This window comes from Methylophilaceae bacterium (assembly GCA_018398995.1).
Taxonomy (GTDB): Bacteria; Pseudomonadota; Gammaproteobacteria; order Burkholderiales; family Methylophilaceae.
The window spans coordinates 620779-638697 of record CP073759.1 but is presented as its reverse complement, the minus strand read 5'-3'; the positions used below and the strand labels follow the sequence as shown (position 1 = coordinate 638697).

General features: G+C 40.0%; 19 protein-coding genes and 1 tRNA gene. 14 read left to right on the top strand and 6 right to left on the bottom strand.

Annotated elements, in window-relative coordinates:
• The first annotated feature begins 37 nt into the window (after positions 1-37).
• From KFB94_03250 to KFB94_03240, 3 genes are all read left to right on the top strand, one after another.
• The gene (locus KFB94_03250) at positions 38-1747 is read left to right on the top strand and encodes a proline--tRNA ligase (GenBank protein ID QVL46134.1); all 1710 of its coding nucleotides are present in this window, start codon (positions 38-40) and stop codon (positions 1745-1747) included.
• Between the two features lie 24 nt (positions 1748-1771).
• A complete protein-coding gene (locus tag KFB94_03245) occupies positions 1772-2377 on the top strand; it encodes a lytic transglycosylase domain-containing protein (GenBank protein ID QVL46133.1) in 606 nt (201 codons plus the stop codon).
• Positions 2378-2584: 207 nt separating this feature from the next.
• Positions 2585-3103, top strand: coding sequence for a DUF1097 domain-containing protein (locus KFB94_03240; protein QVL46132.1), 519 nt, complete (start codon positions 2585-2587; stop codon positions 3101-3103).
• Between the two features lie 56 nt (positions 3104-3159).
• Here the strand turns inward: KFB94_03240 and KFB94_03235 are convergent, their stop codons facing one another.
• Positions 3160-4050: a hypothetical protein gene (locus tag KFB94_03235; GenBank protein QVL46131.1), complete on the bottom strand. Its 891-nt coding sequence runs from the start codon at positions 4048-4050 to the stop codon at positions 3160-3162.
• Between the two features lie 42 nt (positions 4051-4092).
• Positions 4093-5121 carry a tRNA preQ1(34) S-adenosylmethionine ribosyltransferase-isomerase QueA gene (queA, locus tag KFB94_03230; GenBank protein QVL46130.1) on the bottom strand — a complete coding sequence of 343 codons (1029 nt, stop codon included), beginning with the start codon at positions 5119-5121 and terminating at the stop codon, positions 4093-4095.
• 96 nt (positions 5122-5217) lie between these two features.
• On the opposite strand from queA, the gene KFB94_03225 reads away from it, so the two are divergent.
• Positions 5218-5304, top strand: a tRNA-Leu gene (locus tag KFB94_03225).
• A gap of 309 nt (positions 5305-5613) precedes the next feature.
• Here KFB94_03225 and KFB94_03220 read toward each other — a convergent pair.
• On the bottom strand, positions 5614-6036 hold the full coding sequence (locus KFB94_03220; GenBank protein ID QVL46129.1) for a zinc ribbon domain-containing protein: 423 nt from the start codon (positions 6034-6036) through the stop codon (positions 5614-5616).
• A 174-nt stretch (positions 6037-6210) separates the two neighbouring features.
• Positions 6211-6390, bottom strand: a complete 180-nt coding sequence (locus KFB94_03215) for a hypothetical protein (protein ID QVL46128.1) — start codon at positions 6388-6390, stop codon at positions 6211-6213.
• Between KFB94_03215 and KFB94_03210 the strand changes: the two genes are divergently transcribed.
• From KFB94_03210 to KFB94_03190, 5 genes are all read left to right on the top strand, one after another.
• A complete protein-coding gene (locus tag KFB94_03210) occupies positions 6380-6787 on the top strand; it encodes a hypothetical protein (protein QVL46127.1) in 408 nt (135 codons plus the stop codon). The genes KFB94_03215 and KFB94_03210 overlap by 11 nt on opposite strands.
• Before the next feature lie 420 nt (positions 6788-7207).
• Positions 7208-8317: a cytochrome c oxidase subunit II gene (gene coxB / locus KFB94_03205; protein ID QVL46126.1), complete on the top strand. Its 1110-nt coding sequence runs from the start codon at positions 7208-7210 to the stop codon at positions 8315-8317.
• A 68-nt stretch (positions 8318-8385) separates the two neighbouring features.
• Positions 8386-9963: a cytochrome c oxidase subunit I gene (ctaD, locus tag KFB94_03200; protein ID QVL46125.1), complete on the top strand. Its 1578-nt coding sequence runs from the start codon at positions 8386-8388 to the stop codon at positions 9961-9963.
• A 43-nt stretch (positions 9964-10006) separates the two neighbouring features.
• Complete coding sequence (locus tag KFB94_03195; protein QVL46124.1) at positions 10007-10837, top strand: cytochrome c oxidase subunit 3; 831 nt, start codon at positions 10007-10009, stop codon at positions 10835-10837.
• Between the two features lie 264 nt (positions 10838-11101).
• Positions 11102-11647: a cytochrome c oxidase assembly protein gene (locus tag KFB94_03190; GenBank protein ID QVL46123.1), complete on the top strand. Its 546-nt coding sequence runs from the start codon at positions 11102-11104 to the stop codon at positions 11645-11647.
• Positions 11648-11685: 38 nt separating this feature from the next.
• On the opposite strand, the gene KFB94_03185 is transcribed toward KFB94_03190, so the two are convergent.
• Positions 11686-11883: a twin transmembrane helix small protein gene (locus KFB94_03185; GenBank protein QVL46122.1), complete on the bottom strand. Its 198-nt coding sequence runs from the start codon at positions 11881-11883 to the stop codon at positions 11686-11688.
• 87 nt (positions 11884-11970) lie between these two features.
• Here KFB94_03185 and KFB94_03180 point away from each other — a divergent pair, with 87 nt between their 5' ends.
• The 5 genes from KFB94_03180 to nhaR all read left to right on the top strand — a co-directional run bounded on the left by KFB94_03180 (position 11971) and on the right by nhaR (position 16492).
• Complete coding sequence (locus KFB94_03180) at positions 11971-12708, top strand: SURF1 family protein (GenBank protein ID QVL46121.1); 738 nt, start codon at positions 11971-11973, stop codon at positions 12706-12708.
• Entirely contained in the window at positions 12701-13309 is a 609-nt protein-coding gene (locus KFB94_03175; protein ID QVL46120.1) for a hypothetical protein, read from the top strand. Before KFB94_03180 ends, KFB94_03175 begins: the two co-directional genes overlap by 8 nt.
• A gap of 1 nt (position 13310) precedes the next feature.
• Positions 13311-14291, top strand: a complete 981-nt coding sequence (locus KFB94_03170) for a COX15/CtaA family protein (protein QVL46119.1) — start codon at positions 13311-13313, stop codon at positions 14289-14291.
• Between the two features lie 37 nt (positions 14292-14328).
• A complete protein-coding gene (locus KFB94_03165; protein QVL46118.1) occupies positions 14329-15234 on the top strand; it encodes a heme o synthase in 906 nt (301 codons plus the stop codon).
• Positions 15235-15580: 346 nt separating this feature from the next.
• Entirely contained in the window at positions 15581-16492 is a 912-nt protein-coding gene (gene nhaR / locus KFB94_03160; GenBank protein QVL46117.1) for a transcriptional activator NhaR, read from the top strand.
• A 459-nt stretch (positions 16493-16951) separates the two neighbouring features.
• Here nhaR and KFB94_03155 read toward each other — a convergent pair whose 3' ends face one another.
• Positions 16952-17905, bottom strand: a complete 954-nt coding sequence (locus tag KFB94_03155) for a sel1 repeat family protein (protein QVL46116.1) — start codon at positions 17903-17905, stop codon at positions 16952-16954.
• Positions 17906-17919: the final 14 nt, after the last annotated feature.

The following is a 17919-nucleotide window of genomic DNA, read 5'->3' as shown; positions in this document are numbered from 1 at the left end:
GCGCTAAAATCCACCACTTTCAACCATAGGCAAGATGATGCGTAGCTCTCAATTTTTTATCTCGACTCAAAAAGAAGCCCCAGCCGATGCGGAGCTAATCAGCCATCAGTTGATGGTGCGTGCAGGCTTAATCAAAAGACTGGGCAGTGGCTTATATAGTTGGATGCCATTAGGCTTGCGCGTCCTGCGCAAAGTCGAAGCGATTGTGCGTGATGAAATGAATAAGGCCGGCGCATTGGAATTGCTAATGCCAGCGGTGCAACCCAGAGAGTTATGGGAAGAAACAGGACGTTGGTCGGTATTTGGCCCGCAGATGTTAAAGATACAAGATCGACATGAGCGCGAGTTTTGTTTTGGCCCAACCCACGAAGAAGTGATTACCGATATTGCACGAAAAGAAATCAATAGTTACAAACAGTTACCGCTCAATTTTTATCAAATTCAAACTAAATTCCGTGATGAAATTCGCCCACGTTTTGGTGTGATGCGCGCACGTGAGTTTTTGATGAAAGATGCTTATTCTTTTCATGCCAGCCAAGAATCCTTAGTGCATACCTACAATCAAATGCATCAAGCCTATAGCAATATTTTTACCCGCTTGGGCTTAAAGTTTCGTGCGGTAAAAGCAGATTCTGGTGCCATTGGTGGCGATGGCTCACAAGAGTTTCATGTATTAGCGGATAGTGGCGAAGATGGATTAGCGTATTGTGAACACTCCGATTATGCGGCTAATGTGGAATTGGCGGAAGCCATTGCAATTGGTGAACGTGCTACACCAACTGAACCCATGCAAACAGTTGACACGCCTAAACAAACCGCTTGTGAAGAAGTAGCCAAACTGTTGGAGATTGGCGTAGAACGCACAGTAAAAGCCATTGCGTTAATGGCAGATAAACAATTCTATTTGGTATTGTTACGCGGCGATCATCATTTAAACGAAGTGAAATTAACCAAAATTGCCGGTTTAAACGATTTTAGATTTGCAACGGAAGAAGAGATTCGTATGCATCTGAACTGTCCGCCAGGCTTTATCGGACCAGTAGGCGTGGCGGAAAATGTGAAATTGATTGCTGATAAAACAGTGGCAATCATGAGTGATTTTGTCTGTGGTGCGAATAAGCCTAAGATGCATTTAACAGGCGTTAATTTTGGACGTGATTTGCCCGAACCAATGATTGTTGCTGATGTGCGTAATGTAGTTGAAGGAGATGCCAGCCCGGATGGTAAAGGTAAACTTTCACTTTGCCGCGGGATTGAGGTCGGACATATTTTTCAGCTAGGGGCTAAGTATTCACAAGCAATGAATGCAACGTATCTCGATGAGGAGGGTAAAAGCCAAGTGATGCAAATGGGTTGCTATGGCATTGGTGTGTCACGTATTGTTGGTGCGGCCATTGAGCAGGGTAATGATGATAAAGGCATTATATTTCCACTGAGTATGGCACCATTTGCTGTGGTTATTTGCCCGATTGGCTTGCATAAAAGTGACGCAGTAAAAGAAGCTTCCAACCAGCTTTATCAGGATTTATTACAAGCAGGTATTGATGTATTGTTGGATGACCGTGCCGAGCGTCCAGGTGTAATGTTTGCAGAGAGTGATTTGATGGGTATTCCGCATCGCATTGTGGTGGGTGAGCGTGGCTTGGCTGACGGGCAGGTTGAATATAAGGCGCGTCAACAGTCTGAGGCTGAAAATCTTAGTTTAGCTGAGATTAAGCAGCATATATTGATGCAATTAAATGGATAACAATCTGACCATTTTTTGGTGCGTATGATTAAACAATTGTTGTTAATAGGCCTGTTGTTTTGGGCAATGCAGCTTGAAGCGGGCGAGCAAAAAGAAGAAGCGCTTTCCAACAGTGTTAAGGCGGTGATGCAAAAGTCGGTGACTGATGTGGCTGCACCTAGATTGATGTTTGCAGACCCGGTGGAAGGACAAGCTTGGCTGACAGAAATGTCACAACGCTTACAAAAAAAGCTGCCCGATAAGGCTTACAGAGAAGATTTCTTAATCTCAGTGCATTACGAGGCAACAAGGGCGGGCTTAGATCCGCAGTTGGTTTTGGCGTTAATACAAGTAGAAAGCGCCTTTAAAAAATATGCAGTTTCAAGTGCAGGCGCCCGCGGTTATATGCAAGTCATGCCGTTTTGGGTTCAATCAATAGGCAGTTCTGACCATAATTTATTTAATTTGCGACTTAATTTACGGTATGGATGCACCATTTTAAGGCATTATTTGGATATCGAACGAGGGAATTTGTTTCGTGCGCTAGGCCGATATAATGGTAGTTTAGGACGTGAAAAATATCCCAATTTAGTGATTGATAAACAACGTAAGTACTGGGATTATAAAGGTAATTTGGATAAATCGAGTTAAGATAAAAATAGTTATTTTGCCAATAAAATCGCTGTAATATTATTTAACATCAACAAAAAAGTTGCATATCGCACCAAAATAGGCATACCATGCACTGTCAATTGGATTTGTAATGGTGCATTTTCTAAGACATCAGATACCAATTGGTAGCAGTTCTCGTCATATTATTTTTTTATTAAGAAGTAATTTTTTCAGGGAGAGTTGAGTATGTCGAAGTTAACAGCATTAGCAGTAAGTATCGCAGTTCTTGGTGGTGTATGGGCTTATATTGCTTTGGGACCCTTCGGTATGGGTGACGGAGATGCCGAATTACTTGTTTGGGTTGGTTTTATCGCTTGGGCATGTTATTTCCATACAGGTGCAGACAACGCGGCATTACAAAAGACAATCGCAGGCATGATTTATGGTGCAGTCATCGCAGGGGTCGCCTTATTTTTGGTCGGTATGAATCCATTAGGCTTGCCCGGTGCAGTTGGACCTGCCATTTATGTTGCTGCAACAGTCTTTTTATTAGTCATTGTCGCAGGTAACACTTTGCTGTCTGTTGTGCCTGCAAATGTATACGGCTATGCGGCTACTGCAGGCTATGCCTTACAAACAGCCGGCGCAGGAAGTGTAACAAGCCCAGATCTGACAAACCCAGTACTGCTTGTCGCCTTGTCAGTTGTTGTGGGTGCATTATTTGCTATGGCTTCGGGAAAATTAGCAGGTAAATTAGCTAAATAATGTTGCCTTAACTAAAAACCGCGCTATAGCGCGGTTTTTTAATAGATGCCACAGACTTATTGAATGACTTGGTAACCATGATAAGTACCAAACTCACCTTCTTTTTCGTTGTATAAAAAGAACATGTCATTTGCATAACCAAGACCATTGTAATAACTTTTTGCACGTAGGCTAATGGTGTCAGGTAATGTGCTTTTCGCAACAAACTTTCCAGATAAATCAAATATTAAGATGGCTTTATGGTCCAAATCTAATAAGGCAAGCTCTTCACCTTTTGCGCCAGTGTAAGCAATAAAGCTGTCACTAATATCGTCAAATTTTGCACCAGCCGTTGTGATATCTAATGTAATTTCACCCAATGGTTCACTCTCTTTGATGCTGACAATACGCACTTTATTACTGCGACTCTGTTTCGCAAAATAGCGATCATGTTCAGCGTCATAAGATGGCATGGTGAAGGAATCACCAAACGCTTTATGAAATTGTATGATTTCCTTAGAGGAGTCTTTTATTTTGCCAGTCTCTGATATATCCAGCGCGTACATACCAGTATTTGGGGCAAAACCAAACGCACTTGAAATATTGTAAGTAATGGTTTCAATATTAGCAGTATTCGCATTGTAATAAATAGAGCGATTATCGTAGCCGGGGCTTGCAGAGTTGACATACTTTCCTTCAGCGTCAAAGGCATGTACTTGCGATTTGGATATCGGCGCCTCCCACTCGCTACCCATGGGTGCCAACCCACCATCTGCCACATAATAATGCATCAAGGCAGGCTGGTAGGCGACAGTCATTGGGCGTGTTGTGGGGGCTTTTGCCATCGGTATTTTGAGTAATAACTTAGCCTCAGGTAATACAGCAGCCTGCAAAGAGCAGACAAAAAACAAGCTGATTAACAAGGTGCCTATTTTTAATTTACGTTGGTGTTGGTTCAATTTAATCATCTCCAATTGTTTTGCTACTATTCATACTGACTCACCGTCATCTTAAGATTTCTTTTCTAATAACATTGCATCGCCATAACTAAAGAAACGATATTCTTTTTCAACTGCATGCGCATAGGCTTTTTTGATTGGTTCAAAACCAGCAAAAGCAGACACCAACATCAGCAAAGTACTTTTAGGCAAATGAAAGTTTGTTAGCAAGCGATCAACGACTTTAAACTCAAAGCCAGGCGTAATGAAAATATTGGTTTCTTGACTACCAGCATTTAATTGCCCAGCATGCGCCGCACTTTCTAATGCTCTTAACACCGTAGTCCCAACAGCAGTCACTTTTTTACCAGACATTCTCGCTTGTTCGATACCCTGCACAGTCGTCTCTGGAATGTGATAGACCTCGCTATGCATTTTATGTTCAGCAATGTTATCAACATTGACTGGTTTAAAAGTACCCGCGCCGACGTGAAGCGTAATGTAAGCAATATTGACTCCACTGTTTTGCAGCTGGTTAATCATCTCGTCATCAAAGTGCAAACCAGCGGTGGGTGCAGCAACCGCGCCTGCATGCTTCGCATAAACGGTTTGGTAACGGGTTTCATCTGTGCTAGTGGCCTCATGCGTAATATAAGGCGGTAAAGGCAAACTGCCAAATGTTTCTAATAAATCTAAAACAGGTGTTTGGGACAGAAATTTTAGATGGAATAAATCATCATCACGCCCCAGCACCTCAACCTCAATTGCATTAGCTAATATTAGTTTGGCGCCAGCTTTTGGGCTGCGCGAAGCACGAATTAAAGCGTATGCGTGATGATCATCTAAAATGCGTTCGACCAGTAACTCGACATTACCACCTGTCACTTTTTGTCCAAATAATCGCGCCTTCATGACACGGGTGTCGTTAAAAATTAACAGATCACCTTTGGATAAGTAATGGGGTAAATCTAAAAAAACACTGTCAATTAGTTTGTCAGAATCGCTATTTAAGTAAAGCAAACGACTAGCACTACGCTGTGCCGGCGGATGCTGCGCGATTAAGTGTTTGGGTAATTTAAAGTTAAAATCTTCAGTTTTCATAAATATGATTTAATTGTGAATATTTGATTTCGTAATTGATAAGAGCTTGTTATAATTGCGCCGTCACGATTATACAGCAATGTATAATACGAATAAGCCGGGATGGCGGAATTGGTAGACGCACGGGACTCAAAATCCCGCGCTGGTAACAGCGTGAGAGTTCGATTCTCTCTCCCGGCACCAAGTAAAACAAGCACTTAACGAAAAGTTAGTGCTTTTTTTATGTCTGCGCACTTTACTCAACACTTTTTTATTCACCGTAAATAATTGGCCCCTTAGTAATAAAAGCGCATGATTTTAGTGGGCGTAGGTTTTAGGCTAGAAAACTCTTTTAAACGACTTTTATTATTTTCCTTTTGTTCAAAAATTTTAGTGTTGGCTGGCTATAGCTTGCGAAGCTAATCTTTGATCTTGGGGATATGGTTGGTAAACAGGAGTTTGTTACTGAGTTAACTAAAGTTTTCGCAATATTTAAGAAATTTGCCCAGATTACTAACCACGATCTTTTTGTTGATTATTTGATTCTAATTTTTCAATTAATTTGTTCAGCTCATCAGCACTAAGTTCTTCAGGTTTTATCGATCTCGAATGCATATGTAAATTACTGCCGCAATGTTTACACTTGATTGCATCTTCGTTTATCAATTCAGCACAATAGGGGCATTTCTTAGTATTTTCTGGTGATGTGGAGTTGATGAAACTAAAAATTGCCAACGAAATACCTATGAAAATTGATAATCCAGAAATGATTAAAAAATTCTGTTGTCTTTGCATCAAACCGATATTGTGAACTCTTGTATCAGCGTTCACGCTAACTGAAGTATCCATAAATAAAGTCGCCACAAGTGCTATCACGCCAATCAATAAAATGATTAGCCCAGCAGTCATTAGCGTTTCTAAATCTTTTTTTGACATATCTCTTCGATTCTTAGCACATGATCAGATTTTACTTATAACCAGTTTTCTAATTCTACGCTTATTCTAGGCATATTATTTAAATTAAAGCGTCCAGTAAAGCGACGGATTAGCTTTGGTTGTGAAAGTCGTTTAAAACGACTTTTGCTGTTGAATCTTGAATATATAAGCAACTCAATTCTTAATTATGTGATAACGGAAATTGGTCATTTTGGGGTCACGTTTGGTCATTATGCTGAAAGATTTTGCAGCCGTTGGTTGTAAGTTTTCACCTGATACTACAAAGGTATAATCTGTATCAAGAATTGTTCCATTTTTATCTAGATATTCGACTCCAACCTTAATGAAGCTCAAGGCTTCTGTACCATTATTGCGAACTTTGCCCTTCCGTTTAGAACCGCGTCTTAAGGCCGCGGGCATTTCACTGGTGTGGCGCGTTCAACATATACCCACTCTCGATTGGCTTGATTCACAAAGTGCATTGCACATTTTACGCATACTTCAAGAGGCTATTGCTAATGTAATTAAACATACCAATTCCTCTGAAGTTTGTATTTCCACTAGCGTTAAAGGTGGTTGTGTCCATATTACGGTTGCCGATAATGGGCAAGGTTTTGATGTGCAAAAAGTCTTAAGCGGTAAAGGAAAAGGGTTGTCTGGACAAATCAATCGTGCTGCAGCAATTCGGGGAAACATTAAGTGGGACTCTGATCAGTTTGGAACACGTGTGAGGCTAATACTGCCGTTATAAACAACTATATTTTTGAACGGATGAAATAAAAGTTTATGGCTGCGCTCAGTAAAGACTTTTGACGTTATTTATGATTATTGTATGCCGCTTTTATACTATTTTCGCTAGCATAAATTCAACATTTCCATGTTAACCAGATGGCTGGCGAACTATCCCGATATTCGTAAAATAATGTAACTATATTGTTACATTTTTCTTGATTAGCACAAGCGCGTGTGCTAAATTAAGCGAAATTTTGAATTTGGCACAATGCGTGTAATCAGTACTTGATTTAAATCAAAATATTGAAAGTAAAAAATAAAATAGGTCACATTATTTGTGATGGCAAGTTAGTTGTTAGCAGGGTATGTGGTAAAAGGCATTGTTTATTTTTACCTTTATTATTAAGTCGTTCACATTTTTTTTGAGGTGGATTCAGTTATGAACAAGAGAACAATTCTCTCTTTATTGGCTACATTTTTATCATTGTTTGCTGTCAATTCCAATGCTGCATATGGATTAAATTTAAAAACACCAGCAACTGAGATAGCGGGTCAGATATATGATCTACATATGCTTATTTTGTGGGTTTGTGTTGCCATATTTGTTGTAGTTTTTAGTTTGATGTTTTACTCGATCGTTAAGCATCGTAAATCAGTTGGTCACAAAGCAGCACAGTTCCATGAAAATCATTGGCTTGAAGTGATTTGGACTATTATTCCAGTCATTATTTTGGTTTGTATGGCATATCCTGCAACTAAAACAATTCTTGCAATGAAAGATACCAGTGCTGAAGACATGAGTATTAAAGTAACAGGCTCACAGTGGAAATGGGCTTATGACTATTTAGACCAAGATCTTAAATTTATTAGCACCTTATCTACACCAGAAGATCAGATTCACAACAAAGCTGAAAAAGGCGAAAACTACTTATTGGAAGTTGATAATCCAATGGTTGTTCCAGTGGGTAAAAAAGTTAAATTACTCATTACATCACAAGATGTGAATCATGCGTGGTGGATTCCAGAGTTTGGTGTTAAGCAAGATGCTATTCCAGGTTTTGTAAAAGAAGTTTGGATTCGTGTTGAACAACCTGGGGTATATCGTGGTCAATGTGCTGAGCTTTGCGGTAAAGCGCATGGTTATATGCCAATTGTAGTAGAGGCGAAACCAGAAGCTGAGTACCTAACTTGGGTTGCCTCGCAACAAGAGGCTGCTGCATCAGCAAATGCCGGCGCCGACAAAGAGTGGGCTATGGATGATTTGGTTGCTGCAGGTAAAGCAGTTTATGATAGAAACTGTTCTGTTTGTCATGGTGCTACTGGTGCCGGTATTCCGCCAGCATTTCCAGCAATGACAGGTAGTGCTATTGCAACAGGGCCATTGGAAGGCCATTTGGATATTATTTTGAATGGTAAGAACATCATGCCAGCTTGGAAAGATGTACTGAATGATGTTGATATTGCTGCAGTGATTGCTTATGAGCGTAATGCTTTGGGTAATAGTACGGGTGATTTTATTCAGCCATCAGCAGTTAAAGCAGCACGGTAATATAGACTAGGTATCATTTTAATTTTTTAGAAATAACAGAATTAAGCTTTAGTTTTTAGGAGAAACTGATGAGTACAACTACTGCAACACATCACGATGATCACGCTCATCCAACTGGCATAATGCGCTGGGTTGCATCAACGAATCACAAGGACATTGGAACGCTATATCTTTGGTTTAGCTTCTTTATGTTCTTGTTTGCAGGGGCATTGGCATTGGGTATTCGTGCTGAACTATTTCAGCCGGGATTGCAATTTTTAGAGCCAGAAAACTTTAATAGGCTGACAACATTGCACGGACTGATTATGATTTTTGGTGCGATTATGCCTGCATTTGTTGGCTTTGCTAACTGGATGATTCCATTGATGATTGGTACATCTGACTTGGCGTTTCCAAGATTAAATAATATGAGTTTTTGGTTGATGATACCAGCCGCCATTCTGCTTGTTGGCTCTATCTTTGTGCCTGGTGGTGCGATGGCGGGTGGTTGGACAATGTATCCACCTTTGTCTGTGCAAAATCCTTCTATGGGTGTTGATATGTCAATATTGGCATTGCACATTCTTGGTGTTTCATCCATTGTTGGTTCTATTAACATTATTACTACCATCTTAAACATGCGCGCGCCTGGCATGACATTGATGAAAATGCCATTGTTTGTATGGACATGGTTAATTACTGCTTTCTTATTGATTGCTTCAATGCCAGTTCTAGCAGGTGCGTTGACTATGTTATTAACTGATCGTCACTTTGGCACCTCTTTCTTTGATGCTGCAGGTGGTGGTGATCCAGTATTGTTCCAACATGTATTCTGGTTCTTCGGGCACCCAGAAGTGTATATTATGATTTTGCCGGCTTTTGGTTTAATTTCAACGATTATTCCTACGTTTGCACGTAAGCCACTATTTGGTTATGCCTCAATGGTGTATGCAACAGCAGCTATTGCTTTGCTTTCTTTTGTGGTATGGGCGCACCATATGTTTACCACTGGTATGCCAGTAGCAGGTCAGTTATTCTTTATGTATAGCACCATGTTGATTTCAATTCCAACTGGCGTAAAAGTGTTTAACTGGGTTGCAACAATGTGGAGAGGGTCAATGACTTTTGAAACACCAATGTTGTTTTCAATTGCGGTTGTATTCTTATTCACACTGGGTGGTTTTAGTGGATTAGTTTGTTCAATTTTACCTGTTGATATTCAAGTCCAAGATACTTACTACGTTGTTGCGCATTTCCATTATGTCTTATTTTCTGGTGCTGCTATGTCGATCATGGGCGCTGTTTATTATTGGTTGCCAAAATGGACAGGTTATATGTATGACGAAACACTAGGTAAATGGCACTTTTGGTTAACAACTATTGCTTTTAATATCACATTCTTCCCTATGCATTTTACAGGTTTAGCTGGTATGCCACGTCGTATTCCTGACTATGCCTTACAGTTTGCTGAATTTAATATGATTTCATCGATTGGTGCATTTGCATTAGGTATTAGCCAGCTACTGTTCTTGTATGTTGTGATTAAATGTATTAAAGGCGGGCAAAAAGCCAGTGCTAGCCCATGGGAAAGTGCTGAAGGCCTTGAGTGGACAGTGCCATCACCAGCGCCGTTCCATACGTTTGAAATACCTCCTACAGTAAAATAATTGCGCTGTTTGAGATCATTAGAGATAGAGATAGGGAGATAAAATGAGTCAGAATACTAATAATTATTACCTGCCAGCACCTTCGCTCTGGCCGTTAATTGCTTCAATTGCATTATTCTTAATGGCAGGTGGGTTTGCGATGCAAATGAATAATGTCGCAACGGGTGACTATGTGTTGATTGCAGGTGTTTTGGTGTTTGTATACTTGCTGTACGGCTGGTTTAGAGATGTCATTAAAGAAAGTGTTTCTGGCTTTTATAATAATCAAGTTGACATCTCTTTCCGCTGGAGCATGGGTTGGTTCATTTTCTCAGAAGTCATGTTTTTTGCTGGTTTCTTTGGAGCGTTGTTCTACATTCGTACATTTGCACTAGAGTGGATAAGCGATTCCACCTTAGTTTGGCCAGATTTTGTAGCAACATGGCCAACCTCTGGTCCAGCGGCAACCCAAGCGCTTGAGGCAATGGGTCCATGGGGATTGCCAGCCATTAATACCTTAATCTTGCTTGTGTCAGGCGCTACATTGACTTACGCACATTGGGGTTTAATGAAAGACAATCGTAAACAAGTGACGATTGGTTTGATTCTGACTATTGCATTGGGCTCAATTTTCTTATATTTGCAAGCACATGAGTATGCAGAAGCTGCTTTTACAATGGACTCTGGTATCTACGGATCAACATTTTATCTGTTCACCGGCTTCCATGGTTTACATGTGGCAATGGGTACAATTATGCTGGCAGTGATTCTTTTTAGAATATTGAAGGGCCATTTCAGCTCACACAATCATTTTGGTTTCGAAGCCGTTGCTTGGTATTGGCATTTCGTTGATGTGGTTTGGTTGTTTTTGTTTGTATTTGTGTACTGGCTATAATTTAAATTTACATACACAAATAACGCCACTTGGTGCTGTCGCCAGTGGCGTTATTTTTTACATAAAGATGTGATGAGAACTATCGTAATCATTGTTATGTCTATATTACTTTGAAATGAAATACTGATAAATGTTGGGTAGAAAAATGGTTGATGAGAAAAAACGCGCGCGGGTTAGTAAAATCATTGGTTTGGTAATTGGGCTGATTGCACTTGCCATGTTTGCACTCTCTTTTTACATGGGCGCAGGAATGCAATAAGTGTGATGATAAAAGAAAACACAAAAACGAGTAATAAGCACCTTGCAGTTAGATTAATAATGATTGTTGTCGCAGGACTGGCTTTTGGTTTTGCCATTGCCCCCCTGTACGATGTGGTATGTAAAGCCATTGGACTTAACGGCCGTGCAGATACTACAGCCACTGATAATGATGATGCGATGGCAATTGATGAGTCGCGTAATGTTACTGTTATCTTTACGGGCACCACGATGCCTGGATTAGATTGGCATTTTGCAGCAAATGAATCCACCATGACGGTGCACCCTGGAGAAATTAGATTGACCTCTTATCAAGCCATCAATAATGGCTCACAGGCAGTTGTTGGTAGTGCTGTGCCCAGTGTTTCTCCCGAAGTGGCTGCTCTATATTTTAAAAAGATTGAATGCTTTTGTTTTAATAAACAAACATTACAGCCTGGAGAAGCTAAAGATATGCCCATCCGCTTTTTTGTGAGTCCAGATTTACCTAAAGATATTAAAACAGTGACTTTGTCTTATGCCTTTTATCAGTCAAATGACGAATTGAATTAGGGTTTACTGAGGCCGTTACAATGAAATTGACATTATTTTTATGCTCTAACGATAACGCCTGTGTACAGGCCGAGTATGAGAAGTGAGAATAAAAAGATTGATAATGCTACGCGCCAAGTAAGTGACTTAATCATCTTAGTATCGTGTTTTTCCCCTTTCATCATGTAAAAAAGCGCATTAAACAAACTATAGCCAATCAATAACAGCATACTAATGACAATGATTTTAAATAACATGATTACTCTCCAAATGTTTCATAAGATTATGCTGCCTATGGGGTCTGTTTGCAATCGTTCTATTAAAGCGTATATAAGTTTACACTGATGAATAACTATTACTTTAAGCCTAAGTTGTTGATGACTTTAGCGACGATAGTTGTAATGGCTTTGTGTGTGCGTTTGGGCTTTTGGCAATATAACAAGGCACAAGATACGATTAAAGCGCAGCAGAAAATTGACGATGGAAAGGCAACAATGCCAGTCGAACTTCCATCTGTGATTGATGATAAGGACGTATGGCGATACAAACGAGTGCGTTTTAAAGGTACATACATGCCTGAGTATCAAATTATTCTAGATAATCGTGTTCATCAGAATAAAGCCGGCTATCAAGTGATTACCCCAGTCAAGCTAGATGACCAAGAACGCTATGTTTTAGTCAATAGAGGCTGGCTTGCTGGCAATCCCAATAGATCCTTGCCGCAGATAGCAACGCCTGACGATGAGCAAGTGTTTATAGGTGACTTGTTTTTTCCATTGGCAAAAGTATTTACACTTGAGTCTACAGAACAAAAAGAAGGTGAATGGCAATCGCTGTGGCAACATATTGATATGCAAAGGTATCAAACTTTGGTTCCTTTTAATGTTTATCCTTATATTGTTCGATTGGCGCCAGGCGATGCTGCTGGGGGATTTGTAAGGGATTGGCCTGTGCCTAAAAGTCGGATTACTGTGCATTTAGGCTATGCCTATCAATGGTTTGGATTTGCACTAACTTTTTTTGTTATCTATATCGTATTAAATATTAAACGCGTTAAAAAGGAAGTCGAAAACAATGAGTGAAATCAATAATCTTTCATCTGTAAAAAAACAAGGGAGAGGTAAAAAAACACTGCTGATGTTAGCCGCAATTTTTTTACTACCTTTTAGCATTGCGGCCGTATTGCATTTGCTAGATATTCGTCCTGGCGGTAAAAGCTTTGGTCATTTAATCACACCGCCGGTGAGCCTAACGATTCCTGTGTTAGACAGCGTGCTACAAGATAGACGATTTTCATCCAATGATTGGTCCAAAATATGGAATATAGTGATGATTGATGAATATAGTTGCGCTGAATCATGCAGAAACAATATCGATAAAATAGATCGCGTATATCGAACATTGCCCAAAGAGGCTGACCGTATTCAGCGAATATTATTATTAACCGGCACTATTGATTTAGCCGGCGTAAAAGAGTTGCAAGATCAATTTCCTCAGCTGGTTATACTTAGTGCGAGTAATGAGCAACAGTTTATTAATGACTTTAAAGATGCAGCGCCAATTGGCAGTGTTTATTTGGTTGATCCTCTCAATAATTTGATGATGGACTATTCAGAAGACCTACAACCAAAAGCGCTTCGTAGTGATTTGGTTCGATTGTTAAAAAATTCATGGAGTGGATAACGTGTTTAAAAAGCTAGCTTATATTGCAACTGTTTTAACATTATGTGTTGTTGTTTTGGGGGCGTATGTGCGTCTTTCCGATGCGGGATTGGGTTGCCCAGATTGGCCGGGGTGTTATGGTACTTTAACGGTACCACAGAGTAGTGAGGCGCTTGCGTACGCACATGCTACCTATCCTGAATCGCCAGTTGAAAATGATAAAGCTTGGAAAGAAATGATACACCGCTACTTGGCCGGTATCTTGGGATTGTTTGTCATTGCAGTCTTTATACAAGCGTGGCGCGAGAAAGCACAAATTCGTGTTTCACCATGGTTGCCAACTGCGCTTGTGGTAATTGTGGGCTTTCAAGCAATGTTGGGCATGTGGACAGTGACTATGTTATTAAAACCAGCAATTGTCACCATGCATTTGATGGGTGGAATGTCGACACTGGCTATTTTGACTTGGATTACACATAGACATTGGGGCGTATCTTCTGCTGGCTTTTTAACCAATGCGCGTACAAGATTTTTTACGCGTTTTGCTGTTATTATTTTATTCATGCAAATATTTCTGGGTGGCTGGACAAGTACCAACTATGCAGCATTGGCATGTACAGATTTTCCTACCTGTCATGGTCTTTGGGTGCCAGAGATGGATTTTAAGAACGCATTCCATTGGTTTAGAGAGCTAGGCGAAAATGTTGATGGCAACCCATTAAACTTATCCGCTTATGTTGCTATTCAATGGATTCACCGTATTGGTGCACTGATTACCTTTTTGTATTTAGGTACACTCGGTTTAGTATTAATGCGCCAACATCAACTGAGCCGATTGACAAAAGTGATGCTGGTTTTATTGATTACCCAAATAGTGCTTGGCATTGCTAATTTAGTTCTACATTTACCCATTGTTTTGGCTGTGGCGCACAATATGGTAGCAGCATTGCTACTGATTACACTGATTGTGTTAAACTCCAAAATGACTGAGTTACGTCATTAATGATTAATAAAAAATTAGATAAATGTAAGGTTATTGAATGAGTGCAACAACAGGGATAAACCAGTTCGGGGCAAAAGCTGAATTAAGTAGTTTTTTTGCGTTGTGTAAACCGCGTGTAAGCGCTTTGATTGTATTCACCGCAATCATTGGTATGTTCTTGGCCACGCCAGATATGGTGCCATTAAGTATTTTAATCCCTGCAACGATAGGTATTGCAATGGCATCAGGGGCGGCGGCAGCTTTTAATCATCTGGTTGAGCAAAAAATCGATGCAAAAATGGCGCGTACCAGAGGCCGTCCATTGCCGACTGGTCAAATCAATTCCAAGCAAACCTTCATATTTGCAACAGTAGTTGCATTAATAGGCTTGAGTATCTTATATGTTTTTGTGAATGCATTAACAATGTGGCTGACTTTTGCTACCTTTGTTGGTTACGCTGTGATTTACACCATTTTTCTGAAGCCTGCAACGCCACTCAATATTGTCATTGGCGGGTTGTCTGGGGCTATGCCGCCTGCTTTAGGATGGGCTGCCGTAACGGGCGTTGTCTCAGCAGAAGCTTGGATATTAGTGTTAATTATTTTTGCTTGGACGCCGCCGCACTTTTGGGCATTAGCGCTTTATCGACGTGATGAATACGCAAAGTCTGGATTACCAATGTTGCCAGTGACACATGGAGAAATGTTTACTAGGCTACACATTTTGTTATATACCATCATATTAGTTGCTGTGACCTTAATCCCATTTGCAATGCGGATGAGTGGTATGATTTATTTGGTTTCAACGATATTACTTAACGGCATATTTGTTTACTATGCTGTCAGTCTTTACAGAGAGTACTCTGATGCGCTATCTAAAACGACATTTAAGTATTCGATTTTATATTTGATGTTGATATTTTTAGCCTTGGTTGTCGATCATTATTTTCTTATTTTAATTTAAGAAGATTGATGGCTTGGCTAATCCAATTCAAGAAAAAGTAGCAATCCACATTGCTTTGTACTGACGTTCATTACTGAGTTTCAAATAGCAACAAACTGGCTGTGCCATTAAGCTGCATCTTGTAAACTTCATTTTGATGGATGGGCTAACGTCAATCATTAATAAGTTTGAACCATTAATTTGGCTGTTAACTGATGCTGACGCACTCAGTTACATCAATGCTAAAGCAACAGTTGGCGTTTGTGGTTGCCACATTGTCACACTATCGTATGGGATGATATCCTCAATCATTAATTTTCAACAGATTAGCTAGTATCATATTGAAAACGCGCGCGAGGAATTAAATATGGCTGAAATCAATTATAAACACTTACGTTACTTTTGGATGGTAGGCAAAACGGGCAGTATTAAAAAGGCCAGTGAGCAATTATTTGTGACGCCACAAACGATTAGCGGGCAACTTGCCGAGCTAGAAGCGAGTCTTGGAGTTGTGCTTTTTCGTAAAGTTGGCCGCGGACTCGAGCTAAGTGATATGGGGCGAAAAGTATTTCACTATGCCGATGAAATTTTCTCTCTTGGTAGCGACCTTTTATCGCTAACGCAAAATAAGAGTCTTGTAAAAAAACAGCCATTTAATATAGGCATTGCAGATAACGTTGGTAAAGCGATTGCTTATCGTGTCATAGAGCCTATTTTGCTGACATTAGAAACCAGTTTACGCCTACAGTGTAAACAAGCAAAGTTAACGCAGTTATTGTCTGAGTTATCTATTCATCGATTGGATTTGGTTATTGCAGATCGACCCATGCCATTGAATATTAATGTGCGTGCGTACAATCATTTTCTTGGACAAAGCAAATTGGCGGTATTTGGTGCAGCTAGCTTAATAGAAGCGTATGGCGGTAGAGTGTTTCCTGCGCTATTAAGCAATGCAAACTTTCTGATGCCTAGTGACGAGTTTTCAATCAAAAAGAAATTACTACAATGGTTTGAGGCTAATAAAATTTTCCCAAATATAGTGGGCGAGTTCGATGATAGTGTTTTGATGAAATTATTTGGACAACGTCAACATGGTTTCTTTGTCGCACCGCACGCCATGGCAAGCTTTATTTGTGGTCAATATGATGTTGAACTTGTTGGCGTGATTGATACAATATTTGAACAGCTGTATGCAATTACCACAGAGCGACGTCTCACACATCCTGCGATTCTTTCGGTCATCAAATCAACAACTGACATTTATTCAAATAAGATTTAACAAAAATACATAAGGGATTATCCATCCGCTTCAGTAACAAGCAATTCATAAAATTCAAATAAGATTCCACGCAATAATAATTAGTTTATTTCGATGTGTATCGATATTATTTTCTGTTTTTATTGAAAGATGATTAGCGTTAACATGCATAAATAGTTGATTACTTAGTGATTTTATTAAGTAAACACTATCTTTATGGTCGCATGTTACGGGACGCTAGTGGATCTAAAATAGCTGCAACACTACTTTAGACTCAATTCCCTAAGGCAAACACGAGCTAACGTGATGTGTGACCACCCTTAGAAAAAAGCAAATTCTTGCTCGGTTATTTAAATAATCTGTTCATTAAAAAATGCATTGAAAACCAATCATGTGTTTAATTCTATGCATGATTTGATTGTGATATGTTCGCTGGTCTGTAAAGCAGTGGTGTTCAGAATCTAACGCTCAGATTAAGCGTTATTTGTCGGTTGTTATTGCTTGCCCTTTGCGCCAATTTTTTGCAATTTCTTTTGCTTTAATAATGTCCGATTGAGAGAGTTGTGAGGCAACGCCATCACGAAGTTGATGTGCATTATTTTGTCCATGTTCGCCAGCCAAATCGAACCAAATATACGCAATGATTAAGTTTTTTTCTCCAAGCACGCCTTGGTGATGCCAGCGAGCAAGTGTAGTCATGGCTTGACCATGGCCTGCAACAGCTGCCATATTTAACCATTTAAGTGCTTTTGTAAGATCTTTACTTGTTCCTGAGCCATTGGCATACATTAAAGCGACAATATATTGAGAAGCAACAAATCCTTGCACTGCTGCTTTGTGAAACCACTCAAATGCTTTTGCCTCGTTATGAAAGTTGCCATTTTCATTTGCGTACAGCATGCCAAGTGTATGTTGCGAGTTTGCCAAACCTTGGTTGGCGGCTTTATGAAACCACGCAAACGCTTTTGTTTCATCTTTAACAATGCCATGGCCGTTTGCATACATCAAGCCAAGGGCGTGTTGAGAAAGAGAGAAGCCTTGACTGGCGGCTTTATAAAACCATTCAAACGCTTTTGTTTCATCTTTTGCCATGCCGTCACCATTTGCATACATCAAACCAAGATTGTGTTGAGAGGTTGCTAGCCCTTGATGAGCTGCTTTATTGAGCCATTCAAATGCTTTAGCTAGGTCCTTAGTAACGCCTTGTCCACTAAGGTACATCAAGCCAAGATCGTGTTGCCAAGTGGCTAATTCATGTTTTTCTTGCGTTTGTTGCGCTGCCTTGTCATCGGTTGAATGCTGATGAATGATTTCTTGCTTTTCCTGATGCGCAGTGTCGCTACTCGTTAGCGCTAGTGCTGGTGTTGACCAAGCGGCTACCACCGATGCACAACAAAGAATAGACGCGCTTAATCTTAATGAAATCTGCTTCATTGTGAGATTGTCCG

Coding starts and splice junctions, on each gene's coding strand:
- KFB94_03250 (QVL46134.1), top strand. CDS start 38: ATGCGTAGCTCTCAATTTTTTATCTCGACTCAAAAAGAAGCCCCAGCC.
- KFB94_03245 (QVL46133.1), top strand. CDS start 1,772: ATGATTAAACAATTGTTGTTAATAGGCCTGTTGTTTTGGGCAATGCAG.
- KFB94_03240 (QVL46132.1), top strand. CDS start 2,585: ATGTCGAAGTTAACAGCATTAGCAGTAAGTATCGCAGTTCTTGGTGGT.
- KFB94_03235 (QVL46131.1), bottom strand. CDS start 4,050: ATGATTAAATTGAACCAACACCAACGTAAATTAAAAATAGGCACCTTG.
- queA (QVL46130.1), bottom strand. CDS start 5,121: ATGAAAACTGAAGATTTTAACTTTAAATTACCCAAACACTTAATCGCG.
- KFB94_03220 (QVL46129.1), bottom strand. CDS start 6,036: ATGTCAAAAAAAGATTTAGAAACGCTAATGACTGCTGGGCTAATCATT.
- KFB94_03210 (QVL46127.1), top strand. CDS start 6,380: ATGAAGCTCAAGGCTTCTGTACCATTATTGCGAACTTTGCCCTTCCGT.
- coxB (QVL46126.1), top strand. CDS start 7,208: ATGAACAAGAGAACAATTCTCTCTTTATTGGCTACATTTTTATCATTG.
- ctaD (QVL46125.1), top strand. CDS start 8,386: ATGAGTACAACTACTGCAACACATCACGATGATCACGCTCATCCAACT.
- KFB94_03195 (QVL46124.1), top strand. CDS start 10,007: ATGAGTCAGAATACTAATAATTATTACCTGCCAGCACCTTCGCTCTGG.
- KFB94_03190 (QVL46123.1), top strand. CDS start 11,102: ATGATAAAAGAAAACACAAAAACGAGTAATAAGCACCTTGCAGTTAGA.
- KFB94_03185 (QVL46122.1), bottom strand. CDS start 11,883: ATGTTATTTAAAATCATTGTCATTAGTATGCTGTTATTGATTGGCTAT.
- KFB94_03180 (QVL46121.1), top strand. CDS start 11,971: ATGAATAACTATTACTTTAAGCCTAAGTTGTTGATGACTTTAGCGACG.
- KFB94_03175 (QVL46120.1), top strand. CDS start 12,701: ATGAGTGAAATCAATAATCTTTCATCTGTAAAAAAACAAGGGAGAGGT.
- KFB94_03165 (QVL46118.1), top strand. CDS start 14,329: ATGAGTGCAACAACAGGGATAAACCAGTTCGGGGCAAAAGCTGAATTA.
- nhaR (QVL46117.1), top strand. CDS start 15,581: ATGGCTGAAATCAATTATAAACACTTACGTTACTTTTGGATGGTAGGC.
- KFB94_03155 (QVL46116.1), bottom strand. CDS start 17,905: ATGAAGCAGATTTCATTAAGATTAAGCGCGTCTATTCTTTGTTGTGCA.